Origin of the sequence: Microbulbifer sp. ALW1, from assembly GCF_009903625.1 — a bacterium.
In the GTDB taxonomy this organism is placed as follows: Bacteria; Pseudomonadota; Gammaproteobacteria; order Pseudomonadales; family Cellvibrionaceae; genus Microbulbifer.
Genome location: NZ_CP047569.1, coordinates 1,278,548 through 1,299,195, shown reverse-complemented (window position 1 = coordinate 1,299,195; position 20,648 = coordinate 1,278,548). Strand labels below are relative to the sequence as shown.

General features: G+C 58.6%; 18 protein-coding genes. 6 read left to right on the top strand and 12 right to left on the bottom strand.

The features are described from left to right. The first annotated feature begins 16 nt into the window (after positions 1 to 16). On the top strand, positions 17 to 1,852 hold the full coding sequence (ilvD, locus tag GRX76_RS05355) for a dihydroxy-acid dehydratase (RefSeq protein ID WP_160152364.1): 1,836 nt from the start codon (positions 17 to 19) through the stop codon (positions 1,850 to 1,852). 65 nt (positions 1,853 to 1,917) lie between these two features. Here ilvD and GRX76_RS05350 read toward each other — a convergent pair whose 3' ends face one another. The 10 genes from GRX76_RS05350 to lgt form a co-directional block, all read right to left on the bottom strand. Beyond that, complete coding sequence (locus GRX76_RS05350) at positions 1,918 to 2,568, bottom strand: energy transducer TonB (protein WP_160152363.1); 651 nt, start codon at positions 2,566 to 2,568, stop codon at positions 1,918 to 1,920. A gap of 224 nt (positions 2,569 to 2,792) precedes the next feature. Next, positions 2,793 to 4,130 carry a lipopolysaccharide assembly protein LapB gene (locus tag GRX76_RS05345; RefSeq protein WP_160152362.1) on the bottom strand — a complete coding sequence of 446 codons (1,338 nt, stop codon included), beginning with the start codon at positions 4,128 to 4,130 and terminating at the stop codon, positions 2,793 to 2,795. Positions 4,131 to 4,142: 12 nt separating this feature from the next. Continuing rightward, positions 4,143 to 4,766, bottom strand: a complete 624-nt coding sequence (locus tag GRX76_RS05340) for an energy transducer TonB (RefSeq protein ID WP_160152361.1) — start codon at positions 4,764 to 4,766, stop codon at positions 4,143 to 4,145. A 5-nt stretch (positions 4,767 to 4,771) separates the two neighbouring features. Then, entirely contained in the window at positions 4,772 to 5,173 is a 402-nt protein-coding gene (locus GRX76_RS05335) for a biopolymer transporter ExbD (protein ID WP_160152360.1), read from the bottom strand. 151 nt (positions 5,174 to 5,324) lie between these two features. Then, entirely contained in the window at positions 5,325 to 5,852 is a 528-nt protein-coding gene (locus GRX76_RS05330) for a MotA/TolQ/ExbB proton channel family protein (protein ID WP_160152359.1), read from the bottom strand. A 14-nt stretch (positions 5,853 to 5,866) separates the two neighbouring features. Continuing rightward, a complete protein-coding gene (locus GRX76_RS05325; RefSeq protein WP_160152358.1) occupies positions 5,867 to 7,234 on the bottom strand; it encodes a MotA/TolQ/ExbB proton channel family protein in 1,368 nt (455 codons plus the stop codon). Then, positions 7,231 to 8,013, bottom strand: coding sequence for a DUF3450 domain-containing protein (locus GRX76_RS05320; protein WP_160152357.1), 783 nt, complete (start codon positions 8,011 to 8,013; stop codon positions 7,231 to 7,233). The genes GRX76_RS05325 and GRX76_RS05320 overlap by 4 nt, the downstream gene beginning before the upstream one ends. A 273-nt stretch (positions 8,014 to 8,286) precedes the next feature. Further along, on the bottom strand, positions 8,287 to 8,811 hold the full coding sequence (locus GRX76_RS05315; RefSeq protein WP_370463948.1) for a dihydrofolate reductase: 525 nt from the start codon (positions 8,809 to 8,811) through the stop codon (positions 8,287 to 8,289). After that, positions 8,808 to 9,641 (bottom strand): thymidylate synthase, encoded by an 834-nt coding sequence (locus GRX76_RS05310; RefSeq protein ID WP_160152356.1) that lies wholly within the window; start codon positions 9,639 to 9,641, stop codon positions 8,808 to 8,810. Before GRX76_RS05310 ends, GRX76_RS05315 begins: the two co-directional genes overlap by 4 nt. 20 nt (positions 9,642 to 9,661) lie before the next feature. Continuing rightward, a complete protein-coding gene (lgt, locus tag GRX76_RS05305; RefSeq protein WP_160152355.1) occupies positions 9,662 to 10,552 on the bottom strand; it encodes a prolipoprotein diacylglyceryl transferase in 891 nt (296 codons plus the stop codon). Positions 10,553 to 10,642: 90 nt separating this feature from the next. Here lgt and GRX76_RS05300 point away from each other — a divergent pair, with 90 nt between their 5' ends. The 5 genes from GRX76_RS05300 (at position 10,643) to GRX76_RS05280 (ending at position 18,258) form a co-directional block, all read left to right on the top strand. Continuing rightward, the gene (locus tag GRX76_RS05300) at positions 10,643 to 11,467 is read left to right on the top strand and encodes an NRDE family protein (RefSeq protein ID WP_160152354.1); all 825 of its coding nucleotides are present in this window, start codon (positions 10,643 to 10,645) and stop codon (positions 11,465 to 11,467) included. A gap of 446 nt (positions 11,468 to 11,913) precedes the next feature. After that, the gene (locus GRX76_RS05295; protein ID WP_160152353.1) at positions 11,914 to 13,881 is read left to right on the top strand and encodes a murein L,D-transpeptidase; all 1,968 of its coding nucleotides are present in this window, start codon (positions 11,914 to 11,916) and stop codon (positions 13,879 to 13,881) included. Between the two features lie 320 nt (positions 13,882 to 14,201). Next, positions 14,202 to 15,605 (top strand): murein L,D-transpeptidase, encoded by a 1,404-nt coding sequence (locus GRX76_RS05290; RefSeq protein WP_160152352.1) that lies wholly within the window; start codon positions 14,202 to 14,204, stop codon positions 15,603 to 15,605. Between the two features lie 376 nt (positions 15,606 to 15,981). Then, positions 15,982 to 17,232 (top strand): murein L,D-transpeptidase, encoded by a 1,251-nt coding sequence (locus GRX76_RS05285; RefSeq protein WP_236250556.1) that lies wholly within the window; start codon positions 15,982 to 15,984, stop codon positions 17,230 to 17,232. Positions 17,233 to 17,724: 492 nt separating this feature from the next. Beyond that, positions 17,725 to 18,258 (top strand): DUF882 domain-containing protein, encoded by a 534-nt coding sequence (locus tag GRX76_RS05280; RefSeq protein WP_160152351.1) that lies wholly within the window; start codon positions 17,725 to 17,727, stop codon positions 18,256 to 18,258. 86 nt (positions 18,259 to 18,344) lie between these two features. On the opposite strand, the gene GRX76_RS05275 is transcribed toward GRX76_RS05280, so the two are convergent. Together GRX76_RS05275 and GRX76_RS05270 are read right to left on the bottom strand one after the other, a co-directional pair. Then, the gene (locus GRX76_RS05275) at positions 18,345 to 19,553 is read right to left on the bottom strand and encodes an imelysin family protein (protein ID WP_236250555.1); all 1,209 of its coding nucleotides are present in this window, start codon (positions 19,551 to 19,553) and stop codon (positions 18,345 to 18,347) included. Positions 19,554 to 19,655: 102 nt separating this feature from the next. Continuing rightward, positions 19,656 to 20,357: an HAD family phosphatase gene (locus GRX76_RS05270; protein ID WP_160152350.1), complete on the bottom strand. Its 702-nt coding sequence runs from the start codon at positions 20,355 to 20,357 to the stop codon at positions 19,656 to 19,658. Positions 20,358 to 20,648: the final 291 nt, after the last annotated feature.

Here is a 20,648-nt window from a genome sequence, read left to right as displayed (position 1 = left end):
GGTTATAAGTACCACTATGCCTCAGTACCGCTCCCGCACATCCACCGCTGGCCGCAATATGGCTGGCGCTCGCGCCCTGTGGCGCGCCACCGGCATGAAGGATGAAGATTTCCACAAGCCGATTATTGCCGTGGCCAACTCTTTCACCCAGTTTGTGCCCGGGCACGTGCACCTGAAAGACATGGGCCAGCTGGTAGCGCGGGAGATCGAGAAGGCCGGTGGGGTGGCGAAAGAGTTCAACACCATCGCCGTGGATGATGGTATCGCCATGGGCCACGACGGCATGCTGTACAGCCTGCCCAGTCGCGAGATCATCGCCGACTCGGTGGAATACATGGTGAACGCCCACTGCGCCGACGCGTTGGTGTGTATCTCCAACTGCGACAAGATTACCCCGGGAATGCTGATGGCCGCCCTGCGGCTGAATATTCCAGTGATCTTTGTGTCCGGTGGCCCCATGGAAGCGGGCAAAACCAAGCTGGCCGATCACAAGCTGGATCTGGTGGATGCCATGGTCATTGCCGCGACCGACGACGCCAGCGACGAGCAGGTGGCCGAATATGAACGCTCCGCCTGCCCGACCTGCGGCTCCTGCTCTGGTATGTTTACCGCCAACTCCATGAACTGCCTGACCGAGGCCCTGGGCCTGTCACTGCCAGGCAATGGCACCATGCTCGCCACCCATGCCGATCGCGAACAATTGTTCCTGCGTGCCGGACGCGAAATCGTGGCGCTGGCCAAACGCTATTACGATAACGACGACGAGACGGCGCTGCCGCGCACCATTGCCAATCGCGCTGCTTTCTCCAATGCGATGGCGCTGGACATTGCCATGGGCGGCTCCACCAACACTATTCTGCACCTGCTCGCCGCAGCCCTGGAAGGTGAAGTGGACTTCACCCTGGCGGACATCGACCGCCTGTCGCGCAAGATTCCACAGCTGTGCAAAGTGGCACCCAATACCCAGAAATACCATATCGAAGACGTTCACCGCGCCGGCGGCGTCATGTCGATTCTCGGGGAACTGGAAGCCGGCGGACTGCTGGACGCCAGCCTGCCCACGGTACACAGCAACTCCTTCAAGGAAGCGCTGGAGCAATGGGACATTCGCCGTACCGACGACCCCGCAGTACACAAATTCTTCCGCGCCGGCCCCGCCGGTATCCCAACCCAGACGGCCTTCAGTCAGGATTGCCGCTGGAACAACCTGGACGGCGATCGCGAGAACGGCTGCATTCGCTCGGTGGAGCATGCCTACTCGCAAGAGGGCGGCCTGGCAGTGCTGTTCGGTAACCTCGCGCCGGACGGCTGTGTGGTAAAAACCTCCGGGGTGGAAGAGGAACTGTGGCAGTTCGAAGGGCCGGCACATATTGTCGAGAGCCAGGAAGACGCCGTGGCACACATCCTGGAAGGCAAGGTGAAGGAAGGAGAAGCGGTTATTGTGCGCTACGAGGGCCCAAAAGGTGGCCCCGGTATGCAGGAGATGCTGTATCCCACCAGCTACCTGAAATCCAAGGGGCTGGGTAAGTCTTGTGCCCTGATTACCGATGGCCGCTTCTCCGGTGGCACCTCCGGCCTGTCTATTGGCCACGTCTCACCGGAAGCCGCTGGTGGAGGCAATATCGGCCTGGTGCAGGACGGCGATCTGGTGCGCATCGATATACCCAAGCGCCTGATCGAAGTAGACATTCCGGAAGCGGAGCTTCATCGCCGCCGCGAAGCCATGAATAACAAGGGCCAGGAAGGCTGGAAGCCTGCCAAGGTCCGCCCGCGCAAGGTTAGCCGCGCACTCAAGGCCTATGCACTGCTCGCTACCAGCGCCGACAAGGGCGCGGTACGAGAGATCGACTGATCTGCGAGTCGATATCCCTTAAAAAAATAGCGGGCCGATAAGCCCGCTATTTTTTGCCTTACCCCTTATTCTGCCATTTTGAAACTGATCCGATTGCGCACACCGTGCTTCTCCACCGGTTGCCCCTCAGACATCAAAGGTCGGTATTTGAAACGCTCCACCGCATTGAGTGCGGCACTGTTGAAAATATCCGTCGGCACGCCGGCGCTATCATAGCCACCGACAACACTCGGGTTTTTCACACTGCCATTCGTGCTAATAGTGAATTCCACCACTACATAACCCTCTATACCCCTCGCCAGTGCCCTGCGCGGGTAGCGCGGCGCCGGCTTGTAGATGGGCAAAGGATCGGCATTCACCAGCGTCGGATCGAATGTCCGCCGCTCGACCACCGGTGGCTCAAAAGTTATCGGCACATCGCCCGGTTCAATATTCCGCTCCACCACGGTTGGCTGAACGGTCGGCGGTATTTCCTGGGGCTTCAGCACCGGATCCGATCGATAGACCGTAGGTGTTACCTCCGGCATATGAATCGGCGCAACCCTGGGGGGAAGCGCTTCCGTTGGTGCCCGGTAGTCAGTGGCAATCAGTTGCGACATACCCAGCAGTAACAGCCCGGTAACGCCGAGCGCAAACGTGCCGTTGCGTAGCAGGACTGCCGATTTTTTGGAAATGGAAAACTGGGGAATGGTATTGGGCAGATAAGCCTGTTCCATAAACACCTCTCCTTTTTATTTTCAGGTGTTGATTGGTCGCGCCAGCGACTGAGTGTCGTAGCGCGGCGGAAAAAGCTGATCAGCTACTTTCAGTATTTAGTCGATTCTGGCGAAAATGCAAATAATTCCCATTTATTGACCAAGTAAACGCCAGTCCACGCAAAAATCAGACAAAAAAAAGGCCGCACTAAGTGCGGCCTCTCGGTTCGGATAAAACACCCGGCTTACATTGCCAGTTGCTTTTCCCGCTCCGCTTCGTTCTCTACGAACGTAATCCACTGGCTGGCAAACTTCTCGGAGCGCTTGTCTTTCTTCGCTTCTTTGAAGTTCTTCAGTGCAGCGTCGTACTTCTTCAGGTTGGCATTGGCCATACCCAGCACGATGTAGAGCTGATCGGGACGTTTGATATCGCCCTTTTTCAGCGCCTTCGCACCCATGTCTACCGCTTCCTTATTCTTGTCCAGATCCAGGTAAATACCTGCCAGACGGGAATAGAGGTCGCCTTTATCAGACATGCTGGCCGCTGCTTCCAGCTCCGGAATCGACTTTTGCAGCTCCTGAGCCATCTGGTAAGCCTGAGCCAGGGTTTCCAGATTCTTGGAGGTACGCGGGATCTTTTTCTCTTTGATACCCTTGTCGATTACCTTGGCACCCTTGTACGGCATTTCCGCACCCATAAAGAGGTAAGCCATGTTCAACAGCTCTTTCTCTTTCTGCAGGGCACCAGCAAGGTAGGCGGCTTCCATCATGTGAAGCATATCGTCTTCACGCTTGAGTTCGCCGTACATGCCCGCCAGCTGCTTGTAGTACTCCCCTTTCGGGTAGTGCTTAACCAGCTTCTCAAGGATGTTGGTCACTTGCTTGTAGTCGTTCTTCTCGTAGTAGAGGAAACGCTGCAGGCCGAACCATGGTTCCTTGGGCACCTTGCCTTCTTTTTCGTACATGGACACTGCCTGGTTCATATCGGCCAGTGCCTTGTTGTTGTCACCCAGCTGGTAGTAAGCCTGGGCGCGCAACGCGTAAGAATCGGCAGTAATGCGATCGGAAACCGCGAACCACTTGTTCAGGTAGTTGACTGCTTCTTTGTAGTTTTCGGTTACAAAGTACAGCTGGGCTATGGTGAACAGGGTTCCTACTTCCAGTGCTACTGGCAGGTTGGATTCACCCTGCTGCAGTACTTTCTTGTAGTTGGCGATGGCGTCGTTGTAGCGCTCCATCTGGAAATAAACGAAGCCGTAGAAGTAGTACATCTGCGCTATTTCATAGCCGTTGTACTTGTCTTTTCCCGCTTCCATTTCCTTCAGAGCAGCCAGCGCGGCCGGCCAGTTCTGGGCATCGGCAGCTTCCTGCACAGCACCCAGCTTTTTGAACACGTTCTCACGCATGGCCGGCACTTTGCGGGTCTTCTGCTCGCTCTGGGCTTCCGCCTGGGCGAAAGGTGCAGATACACCCGCAGCCTCCAGTACCGTAACGCTTACGGCTGGTGCCAGTACCAGGGGCAGCGCTACGGACGTGCGCAGGACGAGCCTGGAAAGGCTTTTCGTCACGGTCGTCATAATCATATGCGTCCCCTATTAGTTCTTGGCCATGTTGAAGCTGATCTTGGTTTTTACACCAGGCACTTCAATTGGCTCACCATCAACAACCCGCGGCTTGTACTTGTACTTCAACGCAGACTTGATCGCCGCACTGTTGAAGATAGTGGTGGGGTTACCGTCGAGCGTGAATGCTTCCACGACTTTCGGGTCCCGCACAGAGCCGTTCTTGGTTACCGTGTATTCCACAACTACCCAACCTTCAATACCACGCTGCAGTGCGCGACGCGGATACTGGGGCTGAACCTTCACGATCGGCAGGTAGTCACCTTCAGAGGCGAAACCACCGATACCACCCACGTTGAGGTCGGCGCTGGCAGCCGGGGCAGACATGTTCAAAGCATTGTCTACGTCAGGCTGGTCAAACTCCGGCTCCGGCATATCGGGCGGCGGCTGTTCAGGTTCGTCGGGCTTGTCCGGTTTGCTGGTATCGTATTGCGTTTCGATCTTCTGCTCCGGCATCACGACGTCGGCTACCTTGATCTGCTCTTCCTCTTTGGGAGCACCCAAGTTGGCTTCGATCAGCGCATGCATGGTGAAGATCAGGGCAAAAGTGGTGGCTACCGCCAGCGCACCCGCCCCTACTAGTCTTACCGGGTTCATAGCTGTTAACTCTTCTCTGTAGCGACCGAGACTTTCTCGATTCCGATCTTCCTGGCCGCATCTGCGATCAGGGCAACCTTCTCGATACTCGCCTTCTTATCGGGCTGAATAACCAACCACCCTTTCGGGTTTTCGGCATAGAGACGCTCCAGGGTGTTTTTCACCAGGCGGTCGTCTACTTGCTCTTTGGCAATCCAGATTTCGTCGTTGTCGTTAATCGCTACCAGAATAGAGGCGGCTTTGAGGTCAGCGGTAGTCGCTTCCGGCTTAACAACATCGACGCCCGGCTCCTTGATAAAGGTCGCGGTGACGATGAAGAAGATCAGCATGATGAACACCACGTCCAGCATGGGCGTGAGGTCAATTGCTTGCCCTTCTTCTTCTGCCGTAGTCTTTTTTCTGCTCATTGCAACTCTCTCTAGCGAAATGCTAATAGCGAGATTTGGCCTTGTGGAGCCTGCACATCAGCGATGTGATAGTGAAAGCTCCCTGAATTGGCTAAACCTTCCGGTGAACAGGCCCCAATTGAGGAACCTGCGCACCTGTACAGTGGTGCCGTCAGTGATCCATCGTCAGATGATCTTCCAGCAGCTGGGTTTCACGCTCTGCGGTACGGGTGATGTAGGTATTGGCAAATACCCCAGACAGTGCAGTCACCATACCCGCCATTGTCGGGATGGTGGCCATGGATACACCGCTGGCCATTTGCTTGGCATCACCACCGCCAGTGATCGCGAGAACTTCGAACACGTTGATCATGCCCCAGACAGTACCCAGCAGGCCGAACAACGGCGCCAGGGCAACACAAGTCTGGATCATGTCCATATTGCTCTGAATTTTCTCGGATACCCGGGAAACCAGTGCGTAGCGGATCTGGTGAGCACTCCAGGATTTGCGCTCGGGGCGCGCTTCCCAGGTGTCCACGGCGCCCTGAACGTCACGTTTCAGACCGCCATTGAAGTAAAAGACCCGCTCGAAAATCAGCGTCCACATGAAGAAGGTCAGGCCGGCGATCAGAAGTAGTACTGGCCCGCCCGACGCCATAAAGGCGTTGACGGCGGCCCATGCGTCATTTAATGCGTGCATGTTGCCGCCTCCTCTTATTTACGCTCAGCGTTTTCTGCAACGATACCGGCACTCTGTTCGTCCAGGATGTGCAGGATGCGCTTGGCACGGCCGTTCACGATGGTGTGCAGCAGCACGGTCGGGATAGCCACGACCAGACCCAGAACGGTGGTTACCAGTGCAGAGGAGATACCACCCGCCATGGCTTTAGGATCGCCCGCGCCGAAGATGGTGATCGCCTGGAAGGTGATGATCATACCGGTAACGGTACCCAGCAGACCCAGCAGCGGAGCAACCATGGCGATGATCTTCAGCAGGTTCAGACCGGATTCGATGGCCGGACGCTCTTTCAGCACCGCTTCTTCCATCTTCAGTTCCAGAGTCTCGCCGTCAACACCTTTGTTCTCTTCCGCAACAGCCAGAACACGACCCAGCGGGTTGTTGGTGTTTGGAGTAGAAGAGCGCAGCTGGGCATTCACTTTAGAGTTAACACCGGACAGCACCAGCAGACGCCACAGGGCCAGCAGTACCGCAACTACACCAACTGCAGAGATGATGTAACCAACGATGCCACCCTGGTGCCAACGCTCAACCAGGCTCGGGCTGGCGATCATGGCTTTCAGGTAAGAACCGCCGGTAGGACCAGTGGGGTCGATACCGAAGGGGCTGAAGCCGCTGGTCGCTGCCTGCAGGTCAGACGCCATGCTCAGGTACTTGCCGTCGGGCTGACGGATCAGCTCGGCCATCTTCTGGTTGTCGTTCATTTCCAGGTATTTGCCGTTGGAAACCAGGTTGAAGTTACCAACACGTACAACTTCCTGCTCAGCCTGCTCACCGTCGGGCTTGATCACAGTGCCGCTGAACTTGACAACTTTGCCTGACTCCACAGTCTCACGCTGCAGCTCGTACCACAGACGCTCGATTTCCTTGATGGTCGGCAGTTTGGTCGCAGAGTTCATTTTGTCGATCAGCTGATCGAGGAACTCGGCACGGCCAGGGTATTGAGCGGAAACCAGGGAACCTTGCAGGTTGGCGCGCAGGTCGCCAGCGGTAGAGGTCAGGTGACCAAACAGTTCTTTCAGAGAGCCGAGGCGCTCGTCCAGCTGCTGACGCTTTTGTTGAACCAGCAGTTCCTGTTCTTCGTACTTCTTCTCCAGCGCCGCGGAGCGGGCTTCTTCAGAAGTGCGGGTGTTTTCTGCCTGGCTCAGCAGGGAAGCCTGATTGGCTTTCTGGCGACGGAAGTCCGCTTCGCGCTTTTTGTGCTCGGCAGACTCGGCAACTTTAGAGGTCTGAACCATTTTCAGCAGTTGGTCCAGGGAGGTAGCTTTGTCCTGGGCTACAGCGGAAACGCTGATCAGGCCAGCGGCAGCTACTGCTAATACGCTTTTGGCGATGGTTTTCATTGCGCAGCCTCCGGAGCCGGAATCGGCATAGTCATGATGTCGGTAGTGGCCTGTTTCTTGGCGATTTTCAGACCCTGCATGATTGCGCGGCGGTATTCGCCGGAATCGATCTCAACCCATGCTTTCTGGGCCTTGTCGTAAGCCAGAGAGATTTTGGAGTCGGTGGTCTGAGCTACCAGGGCAATACGGCCGATCTGCAGTACGTTTACTTCACGATCCTGACCGTTCACGTTCAGGGTATCGCCGTAGCTGTCGATCTTACGCGCGTATTCGGCTTCGAAGTTGTACAGCTCCAGCACCTGACGGAATTTCTCCGCTACAGTGATATCGGAACGGTCCATATTGTTCTTCACACCGGCGAGGTTTTCTTTACGCTCGGCCAGTTTGAAAGGGGCGTCCAGTTCGATGAACTGCTCCAGGCCGTCCAGCATGCGCAGGATCAGGGGCTGGATTTGACGCTCGATCACGGTGACCTGATCGATAGACTCGTCGAGGTCCTTGATCACGGACAGCTGGTTGGCCAGCTGCTTTTCGAGCTGACGGTTGTATACACGCAGACCGTCAATCTCTTTGTTCACAACCTTGAACTGCTGGAGCAGGTCAGAGGTTTCCTGAGCGATCTTGTCGATACGCTTTTGAGATGCAGTCGCTGCCGCAGTTTTCTGCTGACCGACTTTAAGAACGGTGTCGAGTGTATCCGCAGTGGCTACGCTACCGTACAGTGCGCCGGCAGACAGCGCAGTGGTCAGCGCCACAGCCATGAATCGCTTGGTTTTCATTAGACCCCCCAGTGGGTTCAATATTTCACAACATGGTCGCGATGAATTAGCTGCCACAACGCGGTAGTTTTTTGGTTTGAAGACAGCTAAGAGCCGCACATTGTAAACAGGCGAATTGATTATTCAAATGCCGATTGACTGAGCCGCCTCCCCTGTGTAGCAAGGTAACACCCGGGTAACACCCCCGGGGTTCATGCACACAATTGCAGCGGCTCAAACTGTGCAACATTCGACCAAATCTACTCGAAAGAGTATTTTTTAGTCAAATTGCATTTATTTAAACCTGTCGTACTGGACTAAGCAGTAGTTGTATTCGTCCTTGTCCGAAGCCGGGTAACAGTCCCTTCCGACCTCTTCCCAGGTTTCATCCAGTTCCGGGAAGAAGGCGTCTCCCTCCACCTCTGCTTCCACCTCGGTGATATACAAACGCTGTGCCAAGGGCATTGCCTGGCGGTAAATTTCAGCACCACCAATGACCATAATCTCTTCAGCACCATCACCCGCCGCCGCCGCTTGCGCAGCCAGCGCCAGCGCCTGTTCCAGGGATGCCGCCAGCGACACCCCCTCTGCGCGCCAGTCCGGATTGCGGGTGATAACGATATTTTTCCGCCCCGGCAGCGGTCGACCGATGGATTCAAAGGTCTTGCGCCCCATCACCACGGGCTTGCCCAGGGTGGTGCGCTTGAAAAACTGCAGGTCCCCGGAAATCCTCCAGGGCAGCGCATTCTCGCGACCGATGGCGCGATTGCGCGCCATCGCCACAATCATGGCCAGCGGTGGTTTCAGCCCCGCCATCATACCGCCACCGGGGCGGGGATGTGCGGGTGCGCCTGGTAACCCTGTAGCTCAAAGTCCTCAAAGCGGAACTCGAACAGGTCTTTCACTTCGGGGTTGATCACCATCTTCGGCAGCGGCAGGGGTTCCCGGGACAACTGCTCCTCCACCTGCTGCATATGGTTGGAGTAGAGGTGGGCGTCACCGAAGGTATGCACGAAATCGCCGGGCTCAAGGCCACACACTTGCGCCAGCATCAGGGTGAGCAGGCTGTAGGAAGCGATATTGAAAGGCACCCCCAGGAAGATATCCGCACTGCGCTGGTACAGCTGGCAGGACAACTTGCCATCGGCCACGTAGAACTGAAACAGGGCGTGGCAGGGTGCCAGCGCCATTTTGCCGGCTGCCGCATTGGCACTTGGGGAGACCCCTTCATCGGGCAGGTCCGCCGGGTTCCAGGCACTGACAATCAGGCGGCGGGAATCCGGGCGCGTCTTGAGCTGCTGAACAAGGTCTTTTATCTGGTCGATATGGCGACCATCGGCGGTAGGCCAGGAGCGCCACTGATAGCCGTAGACAGGCCCGAGGTCGCCCTTTTCCGTCGCCCACTCATCCCAGATGCGCACGCCGTTTTCCTGCAGGTAGCCAATATTGGTATCGCCCTTCAGGAACCACAGCAGCTCGTGAATGATGGAGCGCAGGTGGCATTTCTTGGTGGTAATTAACGGAAAACCCTCGGCCAGATCAAAGCGCATTTGATAACCGAATACGCTGCGGGTACCGGTGCCCGTGCGATCGCTTTTGAGGGTGCCGCTGTCGCGCACATGGCGCATGAGGTCGAGATACTGCTTCATTTATATAACCGGCCGTAAAGTTAGTTGGCTTCGCGCTTGGCGGCGCCGTTACTGGGCTTGCTGGAGCCCTTCTGTTTCTTATCCTGCCCTGCGGCATTCGGTGTTTCACCCTGGCCACGGCCTTCGGGCAGCGGCTGGGTGCGGTAACTCCAGATCAGCAAGATGATACCGGCAGCGATCATCGGCAGGCACAGCAATTGACCGCGGGTCATCCAGCCGAACATCACACTGATGCCGGTATCTGGCTGGCGCACAAACTCCACCAGGAAGCGGAAAATACCGTAAAGCAGGATGAACAGCCCACCCACAGCCAAACGTGGGCGCGGCTTGCGGGAGAAAATCCACAACACCACAAACAGGACCAGGCCCTCAAGAAACGCCTGGTAAAGTTGCGAAGGGTGACGTACCAACAGCTGCGGGTCACGGGGAAAGACCATTCCCCAGGGCATGTCGGTTTCCCGCCCCCACAACTCTTGGCCGATAAAATTGCCGATACGCCCGAGCCCTAGGCCAATGGGTACCAACGGCGCCACAAAATCGATCAGCGCGGGGAAGGTAGTGCCGATCTTGCGCGCATAGATCGTCGCCGCAACCATCACCCCGATGAGGCCGCCGTGGAAGCTCATGCCGCCCTCCCAGACCTTGAACAGACTGAGCGGGTGCTGCACCAGTTCGCCAAAGTTGTAGAAGAACATGTAGCCGAGACGACCGCCCACCACCACGCCAATGGCGCAGAACAGGATCAGGTCCTCTACCTCGGATTTGATCACCGGCGACCAGGGTTTCTGGGCGCGACGCAGGGCCAGCCACCAGGCAGCAACAAAGCCCACCAGGTACATAAGGCCGTACCAGTGGATCTTGAGCGGCCCTATGGCCACTGCAACGGGATCAATCTCGGGGTAAGTCAGCATACTCAAACCGCAGTTATTCAAGTTGGGCGTTATTATGGTTGGAAAGTTATTGCCATTTAAAGCCCAGGAGTGGGCCCCGGGGGAAAATCCATGTGCCTGCTTCTGATTGCCTACCGCCAGCACCCCCACTATCCCCTCGTGATGCTGGCCAACCGGGATGAGTTCTACCAGCGCCCAACGGCACCTGCCCAGCCCTGGCAGGAGCAGGCAATCACCGCAGGCAGGGACCTGGAAGCCGGCGGCACCTGGCTCGGCATGGCGCCGGGCGGCCGGGTAGCGGCGGTAACCAATATCCGAGAGCCCGGCACCCCGGAGCCCCCGAATGCGCAGTCCCGTGGCGAAATCCCGTTGGCATTTCTATCCGGCACGGCCAGCCCCGTCGACTTTTCCACAGGCCTCGAAGGCGCGCGCTACCGCGGGTTCAATGCAGTACTGTTTGACCACAAGGTCGGGGCAGCACTGGTCTGCGCAGGCAATCGCCACCAACCCTTTGCCCTGACACCCGGTGTTCACGGCATCTCCAATGGCGCCGCGGACGCCCCCTGGCCCAAGGTCACCCGCGGCAGGGAATCCCTGGCAGCACTGGTTGCCGAGCTCCCGGAGCAGCTGGACAGTGAACATTTTGTGGCCCCGGCGATGGCACTGCTGGCGGACACACTGCGCGCGCCCATCGCACAACTCCCGGATACCGGAGTGGGAAGGCCAATGGAATTGGCCCTTTCGTCCATTTTTGTGCGCATCGAACCGGAAGATCTCGCCGGCGAGTCGCCGATTTCCCTGGCCGGTGGCTACGGCACTCGCGCAAGCACGCTGGTCGCCGTGCACCGGGATGGCAGCACACACCTGTGGGAACAGACTTATGTCGACGGCCAGGCCAGTGGCAGGCTGCGGCACTTTTCGTATCCGCCAACTTAGTCCTACCGCCAACTTGGCCCTACCGCCAATTTTCGCGGCGGAAGTTGTGCGCCCGCCCGGTAACACTCACCTCATTTCATCGGTATCAGCACCCTGCTTGCCTAATCTTTCCACGAAAAGCGCACTCTTTTCCTGCCAGCCACCATCTCCGGAGCAAATCGCACCAACCAACTAAGGTGAAATGAAGTTGGCGCCAAGCAAATTTCGCATTTGTTGCCATACTTAATTTCACAGGCAGGCGGATGTTGAGATACGCGCAAAACGGCTCTCAACTTTCGCTTACATAAAAGGAAGGTCGCGCGGGATGCTCGACTTAGGTGTGCCGTTGGCGACTCTCGGTCGTCGATCGAATAAGGACAGGCACTCCGAAGGTTGGGAAGGTATGAACGATCGGGCACCCGGCTTCCGCACTGTAAACCGGCGCCCTGCAGTATCGCTGAGGTACCATGTCATATTTCATTCCAGAGCGTCGCAAACACAAATCGCCGCTGCCGCTGATTTTTCTCGGCAGTTTGTGTGTGTTTGCCCTCTATTACGCTTTTACAGCCAATCAGAAAACGGTGCCGGTACTGCCGGAAAATGCCGTGCGCCCCCATTTGGTGAACTGGCTGGAGGACAACCCCGACGCCTGGCCGGCCCAGGACCCGATCTTCAATCCGGTGGCCGTACGCCGCATTTACCGGCGCACGGATTACCGGCTGCTGTGGTTTGATAACTACAGCCTCAGCGATACCGCCAACGACCTGCTGAAGCAGCTCACGGCCTCCAGCTCCGGTAATCCCAGCAGTATGGTGGACTACCGCTATCACCTGGGTTATTTCGACCGCACCCTGCGGGACTCCCCACAGCGCCTGCAGATGGCCGCGGTGCTGGACGTACTGCTGACGGATGCCTTCATTTCCTACGCTCAGGATACCCAGCTGGACAAGCTCAATCCCAAGAGCCCCAAGCATCACCCGCGTCTGCGCCGCAAGGACATCACCCCGGTCAACCTGACCGAGGGCGGCTTCCAGATGGCCAGCGCCCGCGGTGATGGCGACGACGCCGCCAGTGGATTCGAGAGCCCGCTGTATGCGGCCAACGACAGCGGCCGGCAGTATTTCCGTGGCTACAACCGCAGTGGGCAGAGCGCCCAGAGCACTGACCGCTCGCGCTACTATACCCAGCAGCGCTCTCAACAGGCCTACACCAACGGCTCCCGCTACGGTACCAGCCACGCGTCACGCTACTCCACCCATAGTTATCCACAGGCCTATCCGCGCGTGATGCCGCGCTTCCGCAGCCTGCAGGATGAGGGATCCGGTCTGACACCGAGTCACGGTGAGGGACTGTACACCGAAGAGAATACGCCTTTCGGCAGCGACGCCCAGGCCCTGCGCGAGCAACTGGCCCGCTACCGGGATATGGCCGCCCGCGGCCAGTGGCGCCCACTGCCGCCGGGACCGGCCATGACCCTGGGTGCCAAGCACGCGAATGTGGTGCACCTGCGCAACATGCTGACGGTGTACGGGGACTATTACAGCTACGGCAACGACAACAGCAACAAGTTTGACCAGCGGTTGCACGAAGCGGTGGTGCGCTTCCAGGCACGCCACGGCCTGAGACCCGACGGCATTGTCGGCCAACAGACCCGGCAGCGCCTGAATATCTCACCCACGGCACGTGCGCACATTATCGAAACCAACATCCGCCGCCGGGAAAAACTGCCCGCCAACCTCGGGGATCGCTTCATCCAGGTCAATATTCCCGGCTACAACCTCAGCTACGTCGAAAACGACCGCATCAAGCTGTCCATGAATGTGGTGGTGGGCAAGAAAGTGCACCAGACGCCGGAGATCAACACCCGCGTCGCCCGCGTGGTCTTCAACCCCACCTGGACGGTGCCCCGCAGCATTCTGGTCAACGAGATACTGCCCAAGGCCCGCGCCAATCCCCACGGCATGGAAAACATGGGTTACCGGGTGGTGAACGGCAGTGGGGATTACCTGCCGCTGACCTCGCAGAACCTGAAATCCGCGGCCGCCGGTGGTTTCCTGATGCGCCAGAAAGGTGGCGAGCAGAATATCCTCGGCCGGGTGAAATTTGAGATCCCCAATGCCGACGACATCTATCTTCACGACACCCGCGCCAAAAGCCTGTTCGGCCTGACCGACCGCGACTACAGCCACGGCTGTGTGCGCCTGGCCAAACCGCGCCAGCTGGCCGAGGTGCTGCTGCGGGACGAGCCGGGCGACTGGAGCCGCTACCGCATCGAACAGCTCACCACCGGTGACGACACCACCGAAGTTCGCATGAGCCAGAACGTGAAGGTCTACCTCACCTACTGGACCGCCTGGGTAGACGGCCAGGGCCGGATGAACTTCCGCCCGGACATCTACGGCAAGGACGGCCTCGCGGTAAACCAGTTCGACTGATCGATCGCTGGCTCCCATTGGAGCCAGCCCCCTCTTCTCTCACTGCCCACCAAACGCCGGGTGGCAACCCCACCCGGCAAACCCGGCTCCGCATCTCGCCATCTCCTTCCGTCCCGCTCTCCAATATTCCGAAACCACTCGAAAGCCTTTCCCCGAATACCGCAATCGTATTTGGCGCCATTCCGGTCACAAGTTACCAATTAGGGGTATGTGGATCGCTGACTGCGACCAAATCCGGACGTTTGTTCGCCCTATTTGCACTCGCAGCCTCGGGACAATCGCCTTGATGAGTAATTGCTTGATCGTTTAGGGGTCAGTTGATGGGTAACAAGCTGGGAATTCCGTTGGGCTTCGGCGCCGCCATGATTCTGTCTCTATCGCTGGATGGGCTGGCCGACCAGCCAGCCAAAGATAGTAGCAATACCGAAGACGAGGCCCTGGTCACACAGGCCTCCGAAGCACGCACTGCTCAGCGCGCTTCGCCAGACATAAACCACGAAAAAGCACCCGAGAACGCCACCCCGGTAGCTGTTGCCGGCAACCGCAATGACTACAGCCCCTTCACGCCCTACGGACGCCAGTATGCGCTGATGCGGGAAGAACTCGCGCGATACCAGGCGCTGAGCGAGGGGGGGCACTGGCAGCCGCTACCCAAGGGACAGACACTGGCACCCGGCGTAAGGGACCCGCAGGTGCTGGTCCTGCGCAGCCTGCTGATGCAGTACGGCGACCTGCCTCTTAGCGACGATATGGCCAGGGCCGCCCTGGAGAACAGCGGCCCCGAAGGCGGCAAAAGCGCGGGTAAAAAGCCCGCAGAAACTTACGACGATACAGTGCGCCGGGCGGTGGAACGGTTTCAGCGGCGCCACGGTCTGCGCGCCGATGGCATCGTCGACCGCGCCACCCGCGACCACCTGAACATCCCCCCCAAACAGCGCCTCGCCACCCTGGAAGCCAATATGCAGCGCTGGCAAAAAATGCCCAAAGACCTGGGACCGCGCTACATCCTGGTCAATATTCCCGAGTACACCCTGCGCCTGATGGAGGGGGAGCGAGAGCAGTACCGCATGCGCGTGGTGGTCGGCAAGACCAAACACGCCACACCGCTACTCACCACCCGACTCACCCGTGTGGTCTTCAATCCCACCTGGACGGTACCGCGCAACATCGCCGTGCGCGAACTGCTGCCCAAGGGTACCGCCAACCTCGCTGCCGGCGGCTACCGGCTGGTGAACAACCGCGGTAAATCCGTGCCTTTCAGCGGTGGCAACCTGCGCGCCCTGCGCCTGGGTAGCGTGGCCCTGCAACAGCGAGGCGGCGAGGGCAATGCCCTGGGGCGCTTCAAATTCATTATTCCCAATCAGCAGGCCATCTTTCTCCACGACACCCAGAGAAAGGAGTTGTTCAAACGCAACCAGCGCGCCTTCAGTCACGGCTGCATACGCCTGGAAAAACCCCAGGAATTTGCCGAAATCGTTCTTGCCAATCAGAACCCTAAACGCGGTCAATGGGATGCAGAGCGCCTATCCCGTTATGCCAGTGGCACGCGCACTCGCTCCGTGGCCCTGGATCAACCCATCCCGGTCCATATTGCCTACTGGACTGCCTGGGTCGATGAAGAGGGGCTGCTGAATTTCCGCCCGGATGTCTACGGCCGCGACCGCCCCGCTGACAGCGACGATGCACAAGAACCCGATCCAGAAAGCGGCGACGCAGCAGAGTGAGGTAAGGGGGGCCCTAATGAAAATCAGCAAGAGCAGTACACCCAGCGCAAATCGACAGTGCCCGCAGCGGATCGCCGCGCGGCACCTCTCGGCAGTCGCCGCCCTGAGCTGCTGCGCGCTGCTACCATTGGCGATCATCACATACGCAGACGACGCGCAGACCGCCAAACCACCAGCTGAAAATACCCGGCAGGGCTCTCAGCCAGATAAGAGCCCTCAGCCAGACAAGAGTCCTGAGCCAGACAAGAGTCCTGAGCCAGACAAGAGTCCTGAGCCAGACAAGAGTCCTGAGCCAGATAAGGGCCCTCAATCAAATAAGAGCCCTCAGCTAAATAAAAGTCCCCAACCAGAGACGGACGCCGAGCAGCAGTCCAAAGTGCAGCAGCCTTCCGCCGACGAAAAAGTGCCGGCACCGGCGCCGGAAGATGAAGATTTAGCCGAAAATGAGGAAGAAGCCGCAGCCGGCAGCGATGATCAGGAACCAACCCCAGAAATTCCCGAGGAACAAACACCCGAGCTTGCGGTTGATACCGATACGGCAAAAACACCCCGCCCGGGAAAAGATGGCGCCATCAATTTCGCCACCGCCGGGGATGCGCTGCGCAAACAGGCCGCACGTTACCGGGCCATGACCGTGCAGTGGCAGCCGCTTGCGCCCGGCGGCCCCCTCGCCGCCGGCGATCGGGGTCCGCGGGTTGCGCAATTGCGCCAGCTATTAAAGCAGTTCGGTGATTACACCGGTCAACCGGGGCCGCTGAAGATTGCCGATGACCAGCCACAGCGTTTTGACACCGGCCTGAAGCTGGCGGTAGAGGCCTATCAGCGCCGCCATGGAATGGAGGTTACCGGGCGCGCCGATAAGTCCACACTGAAAGAACTGGAACGCTCCCCCGAAGAGCTGGCGCGCCTGATGGAACTGAACGCAGAACGCTGGGACAAGCTGCCGGCGAAACCCGGCAAACGCTACATACTGGTGAACGTACCGGACTACCAGCTGCAACTGGTGGATCAGGAGCGGGTGGTGCTGACCATGAAAACCGTGGTGGGTAAAAGCACCAAGCGCACTCCGGAAATGACCACAAAAGTAGTATCGGTAGTGTTCAACCCCACCTGGACAGTGCCCCGCAGCATCCTGCTCACCGACCTGCTGCCCAAGGCACGCAACAATCCCGAGGCGATGCACAAACGGGGTTACCGGGTGGTGAAATACGGCACCAACCGAACCAGCCCGATCAATGATGCAAGCATCGAGAGCGCCGCCAGTGGCAAGGCGACCCTGCGCCAGATCTCCGGACCGGGCAACACACTGGGGCGGGTCAAGTTCGTGATCCCCAACAAACAGGCCATCTTTCTGCACGACACCCAGGCACAGAGCCTGTTCGAGCACCGCCACCGCGCGTTCAGCCATGGTTGTATCCGCCTGCAGCAACCGGAAGAGCTGGCCTATACATTGCTCAAACCACAGGGCTGGGACAGAACCCGGGTGGCGCAGGCGACCACCGGGGATGAATCGGTCACCATCAAAGTAGATAGCCCGCCAAAACTGTTCATTACCTACCTTACCGCCTGGGTAGATACCCTGGGCCAGGTGCAGTTTCGCCCGGACATCTACCACCGGGATCGGTGACCCACAGGCCTGACTGGTCTTCAAACGCCCATTCTGGCGCCCTATACACCAATAACTGAGCATATCGTCCGCCCCGGCTTTCGGGGCGGACTGCCATCTGCAGCCCCGAATTCCCACGATCAGCCTCCTGCCAACCCCCGCGCAAACGCCCGTATTCTGTCGGCGGGCCCGATATATACCGGAATCCGCCACCAGACCGAGGGTTTCTGTACCTAGCAGTCACAGAAAAATAATATTCCCCGAAAGACAACGCTGTCATCTCACTTTGCCATGATTTCCCGTCCAACTGGGCAAAAAAAATCCGCGGTGGGTAGCCTGCTAGAAAAAAATAGCCAGGTTATTTTTTGATCAATTCGTTATCAGAGCTGATCGGTTTGTAACCAAAGGCTATTTTTTGTACAGTGCAGCCATACCGAGTAGCACTGGAAGCCACTCGAAGACTAGAGGCTCATGAAGGCAACACTTACTACGAAAGCAAAGGCGGTACAGGGTATGAAAGAACTTTCACGACGCAGGTTTTTGGCAGTTTCTGCAGCTACCGCGGCGGCGGTTTCAGCCGGCCCCGCATTGGCAAAAGTAGGCAAGTCGCGCACTCTGAAAATGCGCAACCTGCATACTGGTGAGCGCCTGAACACCGCTTTCTGGGCGGATGGCGACTACGATAGCAGCGGCCTGAAGCAATTCAACCGTCTGCTGCGCGACCACCGCGCCAACGAAGTCACGCGCATGGACCCGAAACTGTTCGACATCGTGTACAAGCTGAAGGAAAAGCTGAACTACAACGGTGAGGTAGAAATTATCTCCGGCTACCGTTCGCCGAAGACCAACGCCAAGCTGCGCGCAGCTGGCCGCGGTGTGGCTCGACGCAGCTACCACACCCGCGGTATGGCACTGGATATCCGCATGCCGGGTGTCGCACTGTCCAAACTGCGCCAGGCAGCACTGGACCTGAAAGCAGGCGGTGTAGGTTACTACCCGAAGAGTAACTTCGTGCACGTCGACACTGGCCCGGTTCGCCGCTGGTAATCAACGGCCGGTAGCAACCGACAACAAAAAACCCAGGCACTGCCTGGGTTTTTTTATGCGCGAGTGATTTCCGGTCCTGTTCCGGCTTAACCCTCGCCCTCCGGAGCCGTCAGGCTGACCGGCGTCATATCCTCATCCCGCGCCGGCACCTTGGTATCTCCGGAAATCAGTCCGATCAAGGCTTCAATTTGATGCCGGCTGCGCTGCAGCTCTGCGGGTGCTGCCAGCTCGATAGGGTCTTCCATCTTCAGCAACCGCGCTTCCAGCTCACCAAAATTCTGGGCCAGTGCCTCGGCCTGGTGCCGATCGAGCATCAGGTCCGCAAGGCCGCCGCCCCCTTCCGGCAACCAGCTGGCCTGCAGATTGCGCAATATAGCGAGCAGCGCCTGCTTGGAGTCCGCAGCGTGGCCACTTTCCACATCACTCTCCGAACTCTCCGGCAAGCGCGGCAGAATTTCGTTGCGCAGCAACGCCACATGCGTCGCCCGAATCCACTGAATGCGCGCTGCCGGACCTTGCGCCAGGTAACGCTGGGACAGGTCATTGGCCGTCAGCGGCCAGCGTTGCGCCAGTCCCGCCAGGTCCTCACTGATGCCCTGTGCAATCAGCCGGGTCAGCTCGCGGCGGCGGTTGGCGGCCTGGGCTTCCGGTTGTTCTCCGCCGCTGGCTGCAACAAACTGCTCGGCCGTGCGCTCACTGGTGGGCCCCCAGAGCATGATCTCCAGCGCGTGAAAACCGGTGCTGGCTTCCTCGTGGGCCGTGAGTCGGTGCTGTTTGCGCAGATTGGCCAGATTCAGCTCAATCGCGGTGTCGTTGACGATGCCACTGGTGGAATAGCCGGGCACCGTGTCCAGGTATCCAGCCTGGGCCGGCCAGCTGTCCAGCGCCAGCATCAGTTCGCTGCCCTGCTGCTGCAGGTCCGACGGCGAAAAGGCCACTTTGATGAATGGCAGGGCGCCGGCCAGTTCGCGGTGGGCATCCAGCCATGCGAGCTTGGCCGCCTCCAGATGATCCTCGGTGGGCGATTCCAGCAACTGCACCACCGCGCGCTCCAGCGCCTGGGCGGCGGCTTCGGCATCGATCACCTGCGCCTGTCCCGCCTGCCAGTAGTCTGCGGAGAAACTCTCGGCCGCCGCGGTATTGATTACCTGTGTCGGCGCTACCGCGCCGGCGCTTTCAACTTCGGCTTCAGGCTGCTCGCGCTCACAGCCGGTACCGGCCAGCAGCAGTCCGCACAGGGCCAGGGCCAGTGCCCGGCGGTTCAACATATACGGTTTGATGACTGCGTTTTTCACCTGATATCCAGCCCTGATCCTATTTCCAAAAAAATTAATTGCGATATACCCGAGTGCTGAGCCCCGCGATGACGCGATCGCGCGATCAACCCACCAGCACGATTAACCATCCAGCGCGCTCAGCGCACCCAAAAAGTCTTCGTGGTCCCCGCGCAAGCTAATCACCTGCCAGCCCCGCGACAGCGCCTCGTCGTGCAGCCGCTGATCCGGGTCCACGGCCACCGGGTGTTCCACCTGCTGCAACAACGGCAGGTCATTGATGGAGTCGCTGTAAAACCATTTTTCCCCCTGCGCGTACTGCGGGTGCTGATCCAGCCACTGCTGCAAACGCACCACTTTGCCCTCCTGAAAGCAGGGCTGACCGGCTACCTGGCCGGTAAATTTACCGTCAACCTCTTCCGGCTCGGTGGCCAGCAGGGTGTCCACGCGCAGCTGGGAGGCGATGGGCTCAACCACGAAGCGGTTGGTCGCGGTGATGATCATGATGTGGTGCCCGGCGTCCCGGTGCCGCTGGATCAAGGTCTCGGCATGCGGCAGCCAGATCTCACTGATCACTTCCTGCATGAACTCCCGCTGCAGGTTATTCAGTTGACCGCGGGAAAGTTGCGCCAGTGGCTCAAGGGCAAACGACAGATACGCGAAGATATCCAGTTCGCCACTTTGATAGTCCCGATAGAAGCGGTCGTTCTCACTGCGGAAGCGCTCACCGTCAACGCATTCCCGGGCTACCAGAAACTCGCCCCAGGCGTGATCGCTATCGCCACCAATCAGGGTGTTGTCCAGATCAAAAATCGCCAACTGCACAAAAATCTCCTTTATTGAATATAGGGCACAGTTGGCGCACAGGCTGTCCTGTTAACCTGTTTATGCGCCAGACCGCTCCTCGGAAGCCACCGACCTCCCTGCACGCCCTGTCCGAAGGCGCAGGATTTTACCCCGGAGCGACCGGGCTTACACGGACGGGTGTCACTGAATTGCCGTATTTCAGTCGCTGTGGAACAATGCAGAACATTATGGTGCGGCGGAAGCCCCTGACTAGCCAGGGGCCTGAGCCAGCCGGCACCGCTGAAATTTGAGGACGGTATTTTGGGCAAC